This window comes from Cryobacterium sp. MDB1-18-1 (assembly GCF_004402735.1).
GTDB lineage: Bacteria > Actinomycetota > Actinomycetes > Actinomycetales > Microbacteriaceae > Cryobacterium > Cryobacterium glucosi.
Genome location: NZ_SOFR01000064.1, coordinates 24,743 through 40,466, shown reverse-complemented (window position 1 = coordinate 40,466; position 15,724 = coordinate 24,743). Strand labels below are relative to the sequence as shown.

Genomic DNA, 15,724 nt, shown 5'->3' with positions numbered 1-15,724 from the left:
CCCGCCGTCGAGGTCCCGGCCTGCCCGCAGCGTCCGTCGGACCCGGGCCCTCGACGCCGCTCAGAGACGCCGGGTCGCGTCCTGCACTTCGCCGACGAGCTCTTCGATGATGTCCTCGAGGAAGAGCACCCCCGTCGTCGCCCCGACTGCGGTGAACGAGCGGGCGAGATGTGCTCCGGAGCGGCGCATGGTCGCGAGCGCGTCCTCGAGGTCGGTGCCTTCGTAGATCGACACGAGCTGGCGGATGCGCTTGGCCGGGATGGGATCGGCGTAGCTGCCGAGGCCGTTCCCGGCGGTGCTGCCCGTGACGGGGATTCCCGCGTCGCCGTCGAGGTCGATCACGTCCTTGAGGTGCACGTAGCCGGTCGGCTCCCCTTCGGCGGTCACGAGCACGTAGCGCGAGAAACCGTGCTTGGTGACGGCCTTCTCCACGTCGGCCGGGCTTGCGGACTCCGGCAGGCTGATCAGGTCCGCGAGCGGGACCGCGACGTCGCGCACCTTGCGGGTGGTGAACTCGAACGTCGCGCTGAGCGCACCGGTTCCGTCGCGGAGCACGCCCTCCCTGGTCGACTCCGACACGATCGTCGCGACCTCCTCGAGCGTGTACGTGCTGTTCGCCTCGTGCTTGGGCTCGACCCGGAACAGCCTCAGGACGCCGTTGGCAGTCGAGTTGAGCGCCACGATCAGGGGCTTGACGAGGCGTCCGAAGAACACGAGCGGCGGCGCGAGCACGAGCACGGCCTTGTCGGGGATCGAGAACGACAGGTTCTTGGGCACCATCTCGCCGAACACGACGTGCAGGTAGGAGACGAGCAGCAGCGTCACGATGAACGCGATCGCGGTGAGCGCCTCGTCCGGCAGCCCGGTCAGGGCGAGCGGCGCCTCGAGCAGGTGGTGGATCGCCGGCTCAGAAACGTTCAGGATCAGCAGCGAGCACACCGTGATGCCGAGCTGGGTCGTCGCGAGCATGAGCGTCGCGTGCTCCATCGCGTAGAGCGCCGTCCGGGCGCCCATCCGGCCGGCGGCTGCGAGCGGCTCGATCTGGGAGCGCCTCGCGGAGATGACCGCGAACTCGGCGGCCACGAAGAAGGCATTTCCGGCGAGCAGCACGAACAGCCAGACGATTCCTGCCCAGTCACTCATGACGGCGCTCCTTCGGCTTCGCCGCGGTGGGTCGGGTGGGCGCAGAGGGTGCCGTCGCCGGCGTCGCCAGCGGTACGGTTGCGACCGCGACCGTGGTCCCCGGCTCGGACTCGGTCTCCGGTTCCGGCTCCGACGTGGGCGTGAAGCGGATGCGGTCGATCCGGCGACCGTCGAGACGTTCGACCGAGAGCTCTCCCGTTGCGATGCCGACGACGTCGCCGACGACGGGCAATCGGCCGAGCTCGCTCATCACGAAACCCGCGACCGTCTCGTACGGGCCGTCCTCAGGAACCACGACGCCGGTGCGTTCGAGGAGTTCGTCCGGGCGGAGCATCCCGGGGAAGGTCAGGGAGTCCGGCGAACGCACGACCCCTGCCCTGGTGCGGTCGTGCTCGTCGGCGACCTCGCCGACCAGTTCCTCGACGAGGTCCTCGAGGGTCGCGACACCGGCGGTTCCGCCGTATTCGTCGACGACGACGGCCATCTGGTAGCCGCGGCCGCGGAGTTCGACGAGGAGGCCGTCGAGTTTCATGGTCTCCGGCACGCGAACGGCCTCGGACTGGAGTGCGGACACCGGGACATCCGCCCGGCGGTGCCGCGGCACGGCGACGGCCTGCTTCACGTGCACGATGCCGACGACGTCGTCGACTCCCTCGTCGACGACGGGGAACCGCGAGTACCCGGTTTGGCGGGTGAGGTCGATCACGGCCTGGGCGGAGGCGTTGCGCTGGATGCTCGCGACGCGCGGGCGGGGCGTCATGACGTCGGCGGCGGTGTGGCCGGAGAAGAGCAGGGTGCGGTGCAGCAGCTTCGCCGTGTCCTTCTCGAGCAGGCCGGCACTGGCAGAACGCCGCACGAGCGAGGAGAGCTCCTCTGCGGTGCGCGCTCCGGACAGCTCTTCCTTGGGTTCGATCCCGATCGACCGGAGCACGGCGTTCGCGCTGCCGTTGAGCACGGTCACGGCCGGACGGAACACGGTCGTGAAAAGGGTCTGGAACGGGATCACGAGCTTCGCGGTCTTGATCGGCAGGGCGAGGGCGAAGTTCTTCGGCACCAGCTCGCCGATGATCATCGAGGCGAGGGTCGCGATCACGATCGCGGCCGTCGAGGCGACGACGGGCACGACGAGTTTCGGGAACCCCGCAGCCAGCAGCGGCGGCGCGAGCAGGCTGCTGATCGCGGGCTCGAGAGCGTAGCCGGTGAGGAGCGTGGTCAGGGTGATGCCGAGCTGGGCGCTCGAGAGGTGCGTCGAGGTGATCTTCAGGGCCGCGATGGTCTTCGCGAGCCGCGTCTCTCCGCGGGCCTGCCTGGCCTCGAGGTCGCTGCGCTCGAGATTCACGAGGGAGAACTCGCTCGCGACGAAGAGGCCGGTGCCGATGGTCAGGATGATGCCGACGCCGAGCATGACCCACTCAAACATCGCGGGGCCCGGCGTCCGCTTTCGTTACAGCTGTCGTTGCAGCTGTCGTCACAAGGGGAAAACCGTTCTCACGGGGAGAACGGTTACTGGGCGAATTCGCAGGAGGAGGGTCGTCCATTATTCATCCAACTATACCGTGCAGGTCCCGTGCGGGACCGGGTGCGCGTGGCACACCCGGACCCGATTGTCAGGAAGCGACCGCTACCAGGAGACCGGGAGGGCCTTGCCCTCCTCGTAGCCGGCGGCCGATTGGATCCCGACGAGGGAGCGCTCGTGGAATTCGTCGAGGTTGGTCGCGCCCGCGTAGCTGAACGAGCTGCGCACACCGGAGGTGATCATGTCGAGCAGGTCCTCGAGTGAGGGACGGAGCGGGTCGAGGTAGATCTTCGAGCTCGAGATGCCCTCTGCGAAGAGGGTCTTCCGTGCGAGCTCGTACGGGTCGAGCCTGTCGAAGCGTTCCTGAACGGCCTTGGTCGATGCCATGCCCCAGCTCTCCTTGTAGACCGCGCCGGAGGCATCCGTGTCGAGCAGGCCAGGCGCCTCGATGGTGCCGGCGAACCACGAGCCGATCATGACGGATGCCGCGCCGGCGGCGAGTGCGAGCGCCACGTCCCTGGGGTAGCGCACCCCGCCGTCCGCCCAGACGTGCGCGCCGAGTTCGCGCGCGGCGGCTGCGGTCTCGAGCACGGCGGAGAACTGCGGCCGGCCGACGGCGGTCATCATCCGGGTCGTGCACATCGCGCCGGGTCCGACGCCGACCTTCACGATGGTGGCGCCCGCCCCGACCAGGTCGTTGACGGCATCCGCGGTCACGACGTTGCCTGCGACGATCGGGATGCCGAGGCCGAGCTCTGCGACGATGCCGAGCGCCCGCAGCATGCCGGCCTGGTGCCCGTGCGCGGTGTCGACGACGAGGACGTCGACACCGGCGGCGACGAGCGCGCGTGCCTTCGCGGCCACGTCGCCGTTGATGCCGATCGCCGCCGCGACGAGCAGACGCCCGTGGGCGTCGACGGAGGGCTGATAGAGGGTCGAGCGGAGCGCGCTCTTGCGGCTCAGGGTGCCGACCATGACGCCGTGGCGGAGCACGGGGGCGAAGTCGAGTTCCGCGGCGGTCATCACGTCGAAGGCGCGGCGCGGGCCGTCGATGTCCTCGGCGTCGAGGGACGTCAGCGGGCCGTGCAGCAGGTCGCCGAGCTGGGCGTCCGGCAGGGCGGTGCCGAGCCTGGCGGCGTCGATGCAGCCGAGGTATGCGCCGCGGGCGTCGTTGACGACGATGCCCTGGCCGGCGACGGGGGGCACCTGGCGCAGGGCGCTCGCGACCGTTTCACCCGGCCCGAAGATGAACGGGGTGTCGAAACGGGTCGACTGGTCCTTCACCCAGCGGATCGCGGCGTCGAGTTCCTGCAGGTGCATGTCCTGCGGCAGCACGCCGAGTCCGCCGCGGCGTGCGAGGGACGCGGCGAGCCGGGGACCGGTCACCGAGTTCATGTTCGCGGACACGACAGGGATGGTGGCCCCTGTCCCGTCTCCGGGCGCGAGGGAGACGTCGAGCCTGCTCGTGACGGCCGATTCGCTCGGCACCAGGAAGACGTCGGAATACGTGAGATCGTGGCTGGGGATCGCTCCATAGAACTGCATGCAAATAACGCTAGCCCCCCGCATCGATACCCGCAGCCATGCGCGATTGGTTTAGGCTGGGCGGGCAGACCGAACCGGCGATTTTCGGCCGGGGATATCCAAAATTCAACGCAGAGAGTGGGAACCGGCTGTGTCGAGCCAGTTGACCGGTAGTGGATCCGACGAAGCAACGTCGGGTGAATTCGGAGCGAACGAGTGGCTCGTCGACGAGCTGTACGAACGGTACCTCGTCGACAAGAACTCGGTGGATGAGTCCTGGTGGCCCGTGCTGGAGAGCTACCACCAGACCGCGAACGGGGCAGGCCACGACGCGGAGCCACCCGCTGCCGAGGCCGCGCAGCCGGCCCAGCCGGCGGCATCCGCCCCCGCAGCAGCAACCCCGGTCGCACCGGCCCCCGTCGCATCCGCCCCGGTCGAGCCCGCCCCGATCACGGCACCGATCGCGATCATCGGCGGCCAGCGCACCGCCCGCACCACCTCGACCGCCCCGCGTTCGCTCCCCGTCCCTGCCGACGCGCCGGTCAAGGGTCAGCCGGCTCCGGCGGGCACTGCCGAGACGCAGGACCTCGTCACCCCGCTCCGCGGCATGCAGAAGAGCCTCGCCGCCAACATGGCCACGAGCCTCACCGTGCCAACGGCGACGAGCGTGCGCACCATCCCGGCCAAGCTCCTGATCGACAACCGCATCGTGATGAACAACCACATGCGCAGGTCCCGCGGTGGCAAGGTCTCCTTCACGCACCTGATCGGCTGGGCGCTGATCAAGGCCCTCAAGATGTTCCCGAGCCAGAACGTCTGGTACGACGAGATCGACGGAAAGCCCTCCGTCGTCGCTCCCGCCCACGTCGGCCTCGGCATCGCGATCGACCTGCCCAAGCCGGACGGCACCCGCGCCCTCATGGTCCCCGCGATCAAGCGTGCGGACACCATGACCTTCGGCGAGTACCTGTCGTCATACGAAGACCTCGTCACCCGCGCGCGCAAGAACAAGCTGACCGCCGACGACTTCTCCGGCGCGACCGTTTCGCTCACCAACCCGGGCGGCATCGGGACCGTGCACTCCGTCCCCAGGCTGATGAAGGGGCAGGGCTGCATCATCGGCGCCGGCGCCCTCGACTACCCGGCCGAGTTCCAGGGTGCGAGCGTCAAGACGCTCACCGGCCTGGCCATCTCCAAGACCATCACCCTCACGAGCACCTACGACCACCGCGTCATCCAGGGCGCCGGCTCCGGCGAATTCCTCAAGATCGTGCACGAGCTCCTCATCGGCGGGCACCACTTCTACGAAGACATCTTCGCGGCGCTGCGCATTCCATACGACCCGATCCACTGGGCGCCCGACATCAGCGTCGACCTCGCGAGCGCCGTCGACAAGACCGCGCGCGTGCAGGAACTGATCAACGCCTACCGGGTCCGCGGACACCTGATGGCCGACGTCGACCCGCTCGAATACACCCAGCGCACCCACCCCGACCTCGACATCGCCAACCACGGCCTGACCTTCTGGGACCTCGACCGCCAGTTCGTCACGGGCGGCTTCGGCAGCCAGCGGCTGATGCTGCTCCGCGACATCCTCGGTGTGCTCCGCGACTCCTACTGCCGCACGACCGGCATCGAGTACATGCATATCCAGGACCCTGCCCAGCGCAAGTGGATGCAGGAAAAGATGGAGAAGACCTACGTCAAGCCCACGCATGACGAGCAGATGCGCATCCTCGGAAAGCTCAACGAGGCCGAGGCCTTCGAGACCTTCCTGCAGACCAAGTACGTCGGCCAGAAGCGGTTCAGCCTCGAGGGCGGCGAGTCCACCATCCCGCTCCTCGACGCGATCCTCGAAGGTGCGGCGAATGCCGGCCTCGACGGCGTCGCGATCGGCATGGCCCACCGTGGCCGGCTGAACGTGCTCACCAACATCGCCGGAAAGACCTACGGCCAGATCTTCCGCGAGTTCGAGGGCACCCAGGACCCCAGAAGCGTGCAGGGCTCAGGGGACGTCAAGTACCACCTCGGCACGGAGGGCAGCTTCCGCGGAAACAACGGCGTGGAGATCCCGGTGTACCTCGCCGCGAACCCCTCGCACCTCGAAGCCGTCGACGGCGTCCTCGAGGGCATCGTGCGCGCCAAGCAGGACCGCAAGCCGATCGGCACCTTCTCGACCCTCCCCGTGCTCGTGCACGGCGACGCGGCCATGGCCGGCCAGGGCATCGTGCTCGAAACGCTGCAGATGTCCCAGCTGCGCGGCTTCCGCACCGGCGGCACGATCCACCTCGTCGTCAACAACCAGGTCGGCTTCACGACGCTGCCCCTCGACGCGCGCACCTCGGTGTATTCGACGGACGTCGCGAAGACCATCCAGGCGCCGATCTTCCACGTGAACGGCGACGACCCCGAGGCCGTCGTGCGGGTCGCTGAGCTCGCATTCGCCTACCGCCAGGAGTTCAAGCGCGACGTCGTGATCGACCTGATCTGCTACCGCAGGCGTGGCCACAACGAGGGCGACGACCCCTCGATGACCCAGCCCCTGATGTACAACCTGATCGAGGCCAAGCGCTCGGTGCGGAAGCTCTACACCGAGGCGCTCGTCGGACGTGGCGACATCACCGAGGCAGAGTACGAGGCCGCGCACGCCGACTTCCAGGACCGCCTCGAACGCGCGTTCATGGAGACGCACGCCGCGCAGTCCTCTTCGATTCCGGTCGTCGGCAGCCAGGGCCTGTCCTCCGGCAACAACCTCCAGGACGAAGCCGTCGGCGAGCCTGCGACCACGGGCGTCCCCGAGGCGGTCGTGCACCTCATCGGGGATGCCTTCCTCAACAAGCCCGCCGGCTTCACGGTCCACAACAAGCTCCAGCAGCTCATGCAGAAGCGTGCGGACATGAGCCGGAACGGCAACATCGACTGGGCGTTCGGTGAGCTCCTCGCCCTCGGTTCCCTCCTGCTCGAGCGCACCCCGGTGCGCTTCGCCGGCCAGGATGCCCGCCGCGGCACCTTCGTGCAGCGTCACGCCGTTCTCCACGACCGCATCAACGGCCAGGAATGGCTGCCGCTCGCGAACCTCAGCGAGGACCAGGCCCGGTTCTGGATCTACGACTCGCTCCTGAGCGAATACGCGGCGATGGGCTTCGAGTACGGCTACTCCGTCGAACGCGCCGACGCGCTCGTTCTCTGGGAGGCCCAGTTCGGCGACTTCGCCAACGGCGCCCAGACCGTGATCGACGAGTTCGTGTCCTCCGCCGAGCAGAAGTGGGGCCAGCGGTCCTCCGTCGTGCTCCTCCTCCCGCACGGGTACGAGGGCCAGGGCCCCGACCACTCCTCGGCGAGGATCGAACGCTACCTCCAGCTGTGCGCCGAGAACAACATGACCGTCGCCCGCCCCTCGACGCCGGCCTCGTACTTCCACCTGCTGCGCCGCCAGGCGTACATGCGCCCGCGGCGCCCGCTCGTGGTCTTCACGCCCAAGTCGATGCTCCGCCTGCGCGGCGCGACGAGCGCGGTCGCCGACTTCACCAGCGGACGTTTCGAGCCCGTGATCGACGACGCGCGCATCACAGACAAGTCCGCTGTCAAGCGCGTGCTGTTCATGGCGGGCAAGCTCTACTACGACCTGCTCAGCGAGCTCGAGAAGAACCCGAACCCCGAGATCGCACTCGTGCGGATCGAGCAGTTCTACCCGCTGCCCGCAGCCGAGATTCAGCAGGTCGTCGCCCAGTACCCGGACGCCGAACTCGCCTGGGTGCAGGATGAGCCGGAAAACCAGGGCGCCTGGCCGTTCTTCTACTTCAGCACCAGCAAGGTCGTCAAGCGCCCGGTTCGGGTGTTCTCCCGGGCCGCCTCCGCATCGCCGGCGGCCGGCTCCGCGAAGCGGCACGCCGCCGAACAGGTCGACCTGCTGAGGAACGCGCTCACCCTCTAGGCGTACCTTTCCGGTCGAGAGTTCCCGTTCTGGCGGGCACTCTCGACCGGAAGGGCACGGGCATTGCCCGGAGACGGGCCCGGTCGTAGGCTGGCCGCGATCGCGACCTCGAAGGTGACAGGGACCGCGACGCGACCGAAGGAGTGTTGCTGTGTCCACCCGCGATGTGACCCGGCTCGGCGAACCCTGCTGGAACGACCTGATGACCTCGGATCCCTCGAAGGACCGTGAGTTCTACACCCAGCTCTTCGGGTGGCACGCGAGCGAATCCGGACCCGAATACGGCAACTACGTGACCTTCTCGCGCGGAGCCGCAGATGTCGCAGGAATGGCCGCCGCCCCTGACGGGTCGAACGCGCCGGACGCGTGGCTCGTCTACCTCTCGGTCGACGACGTCGACGACACGGTGACGGCCGCGGTCGCAGCCGGAGGCCAGGTGCTCCTGGAGCCGCTCACGGTCGGCGGGATGGGACGCACCGCGGTGCTCGCGGACCCCTCCGGCGCCGCGGTCGGCATCTGGCAGCCCATTGAGTTCGACGGCTTCCACACCGTCGCCCGGCCGGGGACACCGATCTGGCACGAACTCAGCAGTCGGGACTACGACGCCGCCCTGCCGTTCTACGCGACCGTCTTCGGCTGGGACCCGCAGGTCCTGAGCGACACCCCGGAATTCCGGTACAGCACGATCGGGCCGGAGGGCATGCCCGTCGCCGGGGTCATGGACTCGACGGCGTTCCTCCCGGAGGGTGTTCCCTCGCACTGGGCGGTGTACTTCGGCGTCCCGGACGCGGCAACGGCCGCCGCCCGGGTCGTCGAGCTGGGCGGCGCGGTGCTTCGCGAGCCGTGGGACTCGGAGTTCGGCACCTTCGCCCAGGTCGCAGACCCGACGGGAGCGATGTTCTACCTGGGTTCGGTCGAGGCCGGCACGCCGACCGGCGCGGCCAGGGACGACGCCACAACGACGGAAACGGTCGCGACCGGCGTCGGCGACGACGCTGCCTTCGCGGATGCCGCCTTCATCGACGTCGACGAGAGTGACGTCGAAACCAGCCAGTCCGCCGGGTGATCCGTCACGGGCATCCGCCGAACGACGGTGCCGCGAGGGACACGCCAGGCAGGAGTCAGTGCCAGGCGGGAGTCAGTGCGAGGACTGGATGGTACGCAGTTTGAGCAACACCTGGTCGCGGAGGTCTTCCGGAGCGATCTCCCGGCAGGCGCGCTGCACGGCCTCGGTCAGGGTGCGCCCGACGAGGTGTTCGCTGCTGCAGTCCGTGCAGTGGGCCAGGTGCTCCTGGATATCGGCGGTGTCCTCGCCGCAGAGTTCGTTGTGGAGGTATTCCTCGAGTTCGGCCTTGGCCTTCTCGCAGCCGCAATCGGTCATTTCGTGCTCCCAGAGGTGTTACGACCGGCCCGGCCCGTTGCAGCCGGGGTCCCGGATGCGGGCTGGGCTGAGCCCAGGCCGCGCTCGAGCGCATAGCCGGCCAACAGGTCACGCAGGAGTCGCCGGCCACGGTGCAGGCGGCTCATCACGGTGCCGATCGGTGTTTTCATGATTTCGGCGATCTCCTGGTAGGAGAAGCCCTCGACGTCGGCGAAGTACACGGCCAGCCGGAAGTCTTCCGGGATGGACTGCAGGGCGTCCTTCACGGCGCTGTCCGGCAGGTGATCGATCGCTTCGGCCTCTGCCGAGCGACTCGCCATCGCGGTCGTCGATTCGGCGCCCCCGAGCTGCCAGTCTTCGAGGTCGTCGATGGTGCCCTGGTAGGGCTCGCGCTGCTTCTTGCGATAGGTGTTGATGAATGTGTTCGTGAGGATGCGGTAGAGCCACGCTTTGAGATTGGTGCCCTGCTCGAACTGCTTGAAAGCGGCGAACGACTTGACGAACGTCTCCTGGACCAGGTCCTGCGCATCCGAAGGATTGCGCGTCATCCGCATTGCTGCGGCGTAGAGCTGGTCGATGTAGGGCATCGCCTGTTCTTCGAACAGGTCTCGCAGGTCGATCGCGTCAGTTGTCATCACGGACAATTCTAATGCGTCGATCACGGACGTTTCGGGTCGTTCAAGCACCGTTGACAGCACCATCGGGACCTCCCTCATCTGTTCATCACCGACTATCCTGATAACCGATGTTGATCTCGAGATATTCCAAGCCCGATTTCGATCCCTACGGCGACAACGCGCCCGAAGAGACGGATGCCTGGTGGCCGGCCCCTGTTGCAGCGCGGCCGCTCGCCGCCGTCGTCTCCCTGCCGGGTTCGAAGTCGCTCACCAACCGCGAGCTCGTGCTCGCGGCCCTCGCCGACGGGCCCTCCCTCCTCCGCGCACCGCTGCACTCCCGCGACAGCGACCTGATGGTCGATGCGCTCCGGCAGCTGGGCGCCACGATCGAGTCCGTCCCCGGCGACGGCGAGTTCGGCGCGGACCTCCGGGTCACCCCCGGCGAGCTCTTCGGCTCGACGACGATCGACTGCGGCCTGGCCGGCACCGTGATGCGCTTCCTCCCGCCCGTCGCCGCCCTCGCGCTCGGCCCGACGACGTTCGACGGCGACGCCGGTGCACGCCGCCGCCCGATGGCGACCACGATCTCCTCCCTCAGCGCCCTCGGCGCCGACATCAACGACGACGGCCGCCACGCGCTGCCGTTCACGGTGCACGGCACCGGCAGCCTCTCCGGCGGTGAGGTCACGATCGACGCGTCCACCTCGAGCCAGTTCGTCTCCGGCCTGCTCCTCGCCGCCCCGCGGTTCGAGCGCGGACTGCACCTCCGACACGACGGCGAACGCCTGCCGAGCCTGCCGCACATCGAGATGACGATCGCGACCCTCGCCCGCCGCGGGGTCACCGTGACGAGCCCAGCCGTCGGCGAATGGATCGTCGAGCCCGGCCCGATCCGGGGTATCGACGTCGACATCGAACCAGACCTGTCCAACGCCGCGCCGTTCCTCGCGGCCGCGCTCGTGGCCGGCGGGAGCGTCACGATCACGGGCTGGCCTGCCGAGACGACCCAGGTCGGCGCCGACCTCGCGTACCTGCTGCCGCTGTTCGGCGCGATCGTCACCCGCGCGGGCGACCGTCTCACGGTCACCGCGGGCGAGCATCTCACCGGCGTCACTCTCGACCTCTCAACGGGAGGTGAGCTCGCGCCGGCCCTCGTCGCCCTCGCCGCCCTCGCGGATTCCCCGAGCACGATCACCGGCATCGGCCACATCCGGAACCACGAGACCGACCGCCTCGCCGCCCTCGTGACGGAGATCAACGGGCTCGGCGGCGCCGTCACGGAGCTGCCGGACGGCCTGCAGATCGACCCGCGGCCCCTGCACGGCGGACAGTGGCACAGCTACGACGACCACCGGATGGCGACGGCGGGAGCCCTGATCGGCCTCGCTGTTCCCGGCGTCCTGGTCGAGGACATCGGCACGACTGCGAAGACGCTCCCCCAGTTCCCCGAACTGTGGCACGCGCTCCTCGCCTCGACCGTGCTCGCATGAGCTGGTGGGCCGGCGCGGACGACGACGAACCCGAGTTCGACGAGTCGAGCGTGCGGGTGCGCCCCAACCGCAAGGGCAGCAAACCGCGCACCAAGACCCGCCCTGACCACGAGGACGCGCTCACCGGGCGCATCCTCTCGGTCGACCGCGGCCGCTACACCGTCATGCTCGACGAGAACAAGCACACCGAACGACGGGTGACCGCGGCCAGGGCGAGCGAGCTGCGCAAGCACGCCGTCGTGACCGGCGACCGCGTCGACATCGTCGGAGACACCACCGGGGCGGAGGGCAGCCTCGCCCGCATCGTGCGGATCGTGCCGCGGGTCACCCTGCTGCGCCGCAGCGCCGACGACACCGACGCCGTCGAACGGGTCATCGTCGCCAATGCCGACCAGATGCTCATCGTCGTCGCCGCCGCGAACCCGGAGCCGCGCATCCGCCTGGTCGACCGGTACCTCGTCGCGGCGTACGACGCGGGCGTCACGCCGATCCTCTGCATCACGAAGACCGACCTCGCCGATCCCGCCGAGTTCCTGAACAACTTCGCCGGCCTCGACCTGATCGTCTTCACGAGCCGCGACGACGCCATGCCGCTCGAGAGCATCTCCGCTGCGCTCGTCGGCCATGACACCGTCTTCGTCGGCCACTCCGGCGTCGGCAAGTCCACGCTCGTCAACGCCCTCGTGCCGGACGCGCACCGCGCCGTCGGCGTCGTGAACACCGTGACCGGCCGCGGCAGGCACACCTCGTCCTCGACGGTCTCGCTGCGACTCGAAACGGATGCCGGCCGCGGCTGGGTCATCGACACCCCCGGCGTGCGCTCCTTCGGCCTCGGGCATATCAACACCGACAACATCCTCAAGGCGTTCACCGACCTCGCCGCGATCGCGGAGAAGTGCCCGCGCGGCTGTACCCATCTGCCGGACTCGCCGGACTGCGCCATCAACGAGGCCGTCGCGGCCGGCGAACTCGGCGACACCGGCAAGGCCCGCCTCGACTCGCTGCAACGACTGCTCGCGACCTTCGCGGTGTCCCCGCACCACTAACGTGGGGGCATGACGGATTCCACGCGCCTCGAAGCCGGCGACCCGGCACCGCAGTTCACGCTCACCGACCAGGACGGCGCATCCGTCTCGCTGGCCGGGTTCGCGGGCTCGAAGGTCGTCGTCTACTTCTACCCGGCCGCGCTCACCCCGGCCTGCACGAAGCAGGCCTGCGATTTCCGCGACAGCCTCGGTTCGCTCGAGACTGCGGGCTACCGCGTGCTCGGCGTCTCGCGGGACACGCCGGAGAAGCTCCGGGCCTTCCGGGACGCCGAGGGCCTCACGTTCCCGCTCCTGAGCGACAGCGACCTCACCGTGCACCGGGCGTACGCCGCCTGGGGCGAGAAAAACCTCTACGGCAAGACCGTCACGGGCGTCCTGCGGTCCACCTTCGTGATCGACGAGGCCCGACTGATCACGCTCGCGCTCTACAACGTACGTGCGACGGGCCACGTCGCGAGCCTGCGCAAGAAGCTCGGCCTCGGCGACTGACACCCGGTCCCACTTCCCCGGGGCCGTCAGGGGCCCCCAGCGGCCGCTGACGACATCCGCTGCCGTCCGGGCGGCACCGACCTGCTGCCTGGACGAAATACTGTGTGAACACTCGGCGACGGATGTCTACCCGGCCGTGTCGCCCTCATCCCGCGGGGTCTGCGTGGCCGTGAGCACCGCTGGAGTGAACAGGAGCCCGAGCACCACGATCGAGGGCACCAGGAGCGCCCAGCCGAGATCCGGACGCGCGTACAGCCCCTGGAAGCAGCCGACGGCGACGGCGATCTGCACGACCTGCCAGGTCACCGCGGCGCCGCGGATCCAGCCGCGGCGCCTCAGGGAATTGACCGCGATCGCGGTCACCCAGGCGGCGGCGATCAGCACGATGATCAGGATCGCGACCCCGCTCGCGAGCGAGGTCGGCGTCGCGGTGAGAAGCTCGAGGACGAGCCAGACCACCGCGGCCCAGAGCAGGGCGGCCTCGGCCCAGAGCAGGCCGGCGAGGAGAAGGAGTGCGGGCGCACGACGCGGGCGGAACGCACCGGCGTCACCGTCCGGACGCTGGTCGAACTGTTGATTCACAGAGATATCCCATACCAAACTATTGATTTGACCCCACCATTATGCGACCATAATTGAGGCCCGGTTGACGCTCACAGGGACGTGAGCCCTATGAATGCGTAAATCGCTTACCTTCCTGCAATCGGCAGCCTCTCATCTTCGGCCAATCGGCCAGGCACCCTGCAATAAAGGAGCATCTCTATGGACTGGCGCGACAAAGCGGCCTGCCTCACCGCCGACCCGGAATTGTTCTTCCCCGTCGGTAACACTGGACCCGCTGTGGACCAGATCGAGAAGGCCAAGTCTGTGTGTGCCCGTTGCAATGTGACCGAGGTGTGCCTCCAGTACGCACTGGAGACCGGACAGGATTCCGGCGTCTGGGGCGGCCTGAGCGAAGACGAACGCCGCGCCCTCAAGCGCCGTGCCGCACGGGCGCGCCGCGCGTCCTAGCCCCACCGCCCGTGTCCTGAGACCTGGCGCGCCGCCCCCGCGGCAGTCAGGTCTCACGCATGTACCGCAGGGGAATCTCGATCGTCACTTCGGTGCCGCTGCCCATCATCGTGTGCCAGTCGATGCTCCCGCTGAGCTCGCCCTGGATCAGGGTGCGCACGATCTGCGTGCCCAGTCCCGATCCGACCTTGCCCTCGGGAAGACCGGAACCATTGTCACGCACGCGCACCGTGAGGGTCTCTTCGTTGCGCTCGGCCTCGATCACGACTTCGCCCTCCCGGCCGGCGAGGCCATGCTCGACCGCGTTCGTGACGAGCTCCGTGAGCGCGAGCGCGAGCGGGGTGGCGAAGGCGCTCGGCAGAACGCCGAAACTGCCGGACAGCTTCGGGTGCGCCGTCGTGTTGTGAGCGGATGCGACCTCGGCGATCAGGAGCAGCACCCGGTCGAAGACGACGTCGAAGTCGACCTGCTGGTTCAGCCCCGTCGACAGGGTGTCGTGGACGACAGCGATCGCCGCGACCCGGCGCATGGCCTGGTTGAGCGCCTCGCGCGCGGTATCGGAGTGGGTCCGCCTGGCCTGGATCCGGAGCAGCGACGCCACGGTCTGGAGGTTGTTCTTCACCCGGTGGTGGATCTCCCGGATGGTCGCGTCCTTCGTGATGAGCTCGCGCTCCTGGTGGCGCAGTTCGGTCACGTCGCGGCAGAGCACGATCGCGCCGATCCGCTGGCCGCGGTTGCGGATCGGGATCGCGCGGAGCGAGACGGTCACCCCGCGAGCCTCGACATCGGTTCGCCAGGGAGCCCGGCCGGTGACGACGAGCGGGAGCGATTCGTCGACGACGACCGTGCCGGTGAGCAATCCCGTCGTGACCTCGGCGAGTGACTCGCCCTCGAGCTCGTCGACGAAGCCCATCCGGTTGAAGGCGGAGAGCGCGTTGGGGCTCGCGAAGGTCGTGACACCGTCGAGGTCGAGCCGGATCAGGCCGTCCGAGGCGCGCGGGGCGCCGCGGCGCGGGCCGGTCGGAGCGCCGAGATCGGGGAAATCGCCGGAGGCGATCATCGCGAACAGGTCGTTGGCGCAGTCGTTGAAGGTGAGTTCCTGGCGGCTCGGCGTGCGCGCCTCGCTGAGGTTCGTGTGCCGGGTGAGCACGGCGACGGGCACGGGTGCGATCTGGGAACCGGTCGTGCTGAGCCGGCGCATCACGGGGATCGCCCTGACGCGGGTCGGAGTCTCCTCGTACCAGTCCGGGGCCGTCGTATCCACGATCCTGGCGGACTCGAAGGCCTCCGTCACCTGCTGGCGCCATTCCCCCTTGATTCCCTGCCCGACGAAGTCGCGGTAGAACAGGGTCGCGGCGCTCGAGGGGCGCGCGTGCGCGACCGCCACGAAGCTCCCGGTCGTGCCGGGCACCCACACCACGATGTCCGCGAAAGCAAGGTCGGCGAGGAGCTGACCGTCCGCGACGAGCATGTGGAGCCAGTCCACATCCTCGGCACTGCTGCGGCCCTGGGCAAGTACGAGATCACTGAGCGTCGACACCCTGCCAGCCTAGGTCCCCCTGAACGAGGAAAG

General features: G+C 68.7%; 13 protein-coding genes. 6 read left to right on the top strand and 7 right to left on the bottom strand.

All coding sequences use genetic code 11. From position 1 onward, the window contains the following. Positions 1-60: 60 nt before the first annotated feature. The 3 genes from E3O50_RS15225 to E3O50_RS15215 form a co-directional block, all read right to left on the bottom strand. The gene (locus tag E3O50_RS15225) at positions 61-1,143 is read right to left on the bottom strand and encodes a hemolysin family protein (RefSeq protein WP_134560600.1); all 1,083 of its coding nucleotides are present in this window, start codon (positions 1,141-1,143) and stop codon (positions 61-63) included. After that, positions 1,136-2,563 carry a hemolysin family protein gene (locus tag E3O50_RS15220; RefSeq protein WP_134560598.1) on the bottom strand — a complete coding sequence of 476 codons (1,428 nt, stop codon included), beginning with the start codon at positions 2,561-2,563 and terminating at the stop codon, positions 1,136-1,138. Before E3O50_RS15220 ends, E3O50_RS15225 begins: the two co-directional genes overlap by 8 nt. 201 nt (positions 2,564-2,764) lie before the next feature. Beyond that, positions 2,765-4,204, bottom strand: a complete 1,440-nt coding sequence (locus tag E3O50_RS15215) for a GuaB1 family IMP dehydrogenase-related protein (RefSeq protein ID WP_134560596.1) — start codon at positions 4,202-4,204, stop codon at positions 2,765-2,767. Between the two features lie 130 nt (positions 4,205-4,334). Between E3O50_RS15215 and E3O50_RS15210 the strand changes: the two genes are divergently transcribed. Both E3O50_RS15210 and E3O50_RS15205 read left to right on the top strand, forming a co-directional pair. Continuing rightward, positions 4,335-8,117, top strand: coding sequence for a multifunctional oxoglutarate decarboxylase/oxoglutarate dehydrogenase thiamine pyrophosphate-binding subunit/dihydrolipoyllysine-residue succinyltransferase subunit (locus tag E3O50_RS15210; protein WP_134560594.1), 3,783 nt, complete (start codon positions 4,335-4,337; stop codon positions 8,115-8,117). A 151-nt stretch (positions 8,118-8,268) separates the two neighbouring features. Continuing rightward, positions 8,269-9,183, top strand: coding sequence for a VOC family protein (locus E3O50_RS15205; RefSeq protein ID WP_241975497.1), 915 nt, complete (start codon positions 8,269-8,271; stop codon positions 9,181-9,183). Positions 9,184-9,255: 72 nt separating this feature from the next. Here the strand turns inward: E3O50_RS15205 and E3O50_RS15200 are convergent, their stop codons facing one another. Then, complete coding sequence (locus E3O50_RS15200; RefSeq protein ID WP_134449770.1) at positions 9,256-9,498, bottom strand: zf-HC2 domain-containing protein; 243 nt, start codon at positions 9,496-9,498, stop codon at positions 9,256-9,258. Then, positions 9,495-10,133, bottom strand: coding sequence for a sigma-70 family RNA polymerase sigma factor (locus E3O50_RS15195; protein ID WP_174774656.1), 639 nt, complete (start codon positions 10,131-10,133; stop codon positions 9,495-9,497). Before E3O50_RS15195 ends, E3O50_RS15200 begins: the two co-directional genes overlap by 4 nt. A gap of 110 nt (positions 10,134-10,243) precedes the next feature. Between E3O50_RS15195 and aroA the strand changes: the two genes are divergently transcribed. Genes aroA through bcp form a run of 3 tightly spaced genes read left to right on the top strand, consistent with a single transcriptional unit; the run spans position 10,244 to position 13,140 of the window. Then, on the top strand, positions 10,244-11,605 hold the full coding sequence (gene aroA, locus E3O50_RS15190; RefSeq protein ID WP_134560592.1) for a 3-phosphoshikimate 1-carboxyvinyltransferase: 1,362 nt from the start codon (positions 10,244-10,246) through the stop codon (positions 11,603-11,605). Further along, positions 11,602-12,651: a ribosome small subunit-dependent GTPase A gene (rsgA, locus tag E3O50_RS15185; RefSeq protein WP_134449767.1), complete on the top strand. Its 1,050-nt coding sequence runs from the start codon at positions 11,602-11,604 to the stop codon at positions 12,649-12,651. The genes aroA and rsgA overlap by 4 nt, the downstream gene beginning before the upstream one ends. 9 nt (positions 12,652-12,660) lie before the next feature. Further along, complete coding sequence (gene bcp, locus E3O50_RS15180) at positions 12,661-13,140, top strand: thioredoxin-dependent thiol peroxidase (protein ID WP_134560590.1); 480 nt, start codon at positions 12,661-12,663, stop codon at positions 13,138-13,140. 126 nt (positions 13,141-13,266) lie between these two features. Here bcp and E3O50_RS15175 read toward each other — a convergent pair whose 3' ends face one another. After that, complete coding sequence (locus E3O50_RS15175) at positions 13,267-13,722, bottom strand: hypothetical protein (RefSeq protein WP_134560588.1); 456 nt, start codon at positions 13,720-13,722, stop codon at positions 13,267-13,269. 180 nt (positions 13,723-13,902) lie between these two features. Between E3O50_RS15175 and E3O50_RS15170 the strand changes: the two genes are divergently transcribed. After that, positions 13,903-14,151 (top strand): WhiB family transcriptional regulator, encoded by a 249-nt coding sequence (locus tag E3O50_RS15170; protein WP_035837005.1) that lies wholly within the window; start codon positions 13,903-13,905, stop codon positions 14,149-14,151. A gap of 46 nt (positions 14,152-14,197) precedes the next feature. On the opposite strand, the gene E3O50_RS15165 is transcribed toward E3O50_RS15170, so the two are convergent. Further along, positions 14,198-15,691, bottom strand: coding sequence for a PAS domain-containing sensor histidine kinase (locus tag E3O50_RS15165; RefSeq protein WP_134449764.1), 1,494 nt, complete (start codon positions 15,689-15,691; stop codon positions 14,198-14,200). Between the last annotated feature and the right edge of the window lie 33 nt (positions 15,692-15,724).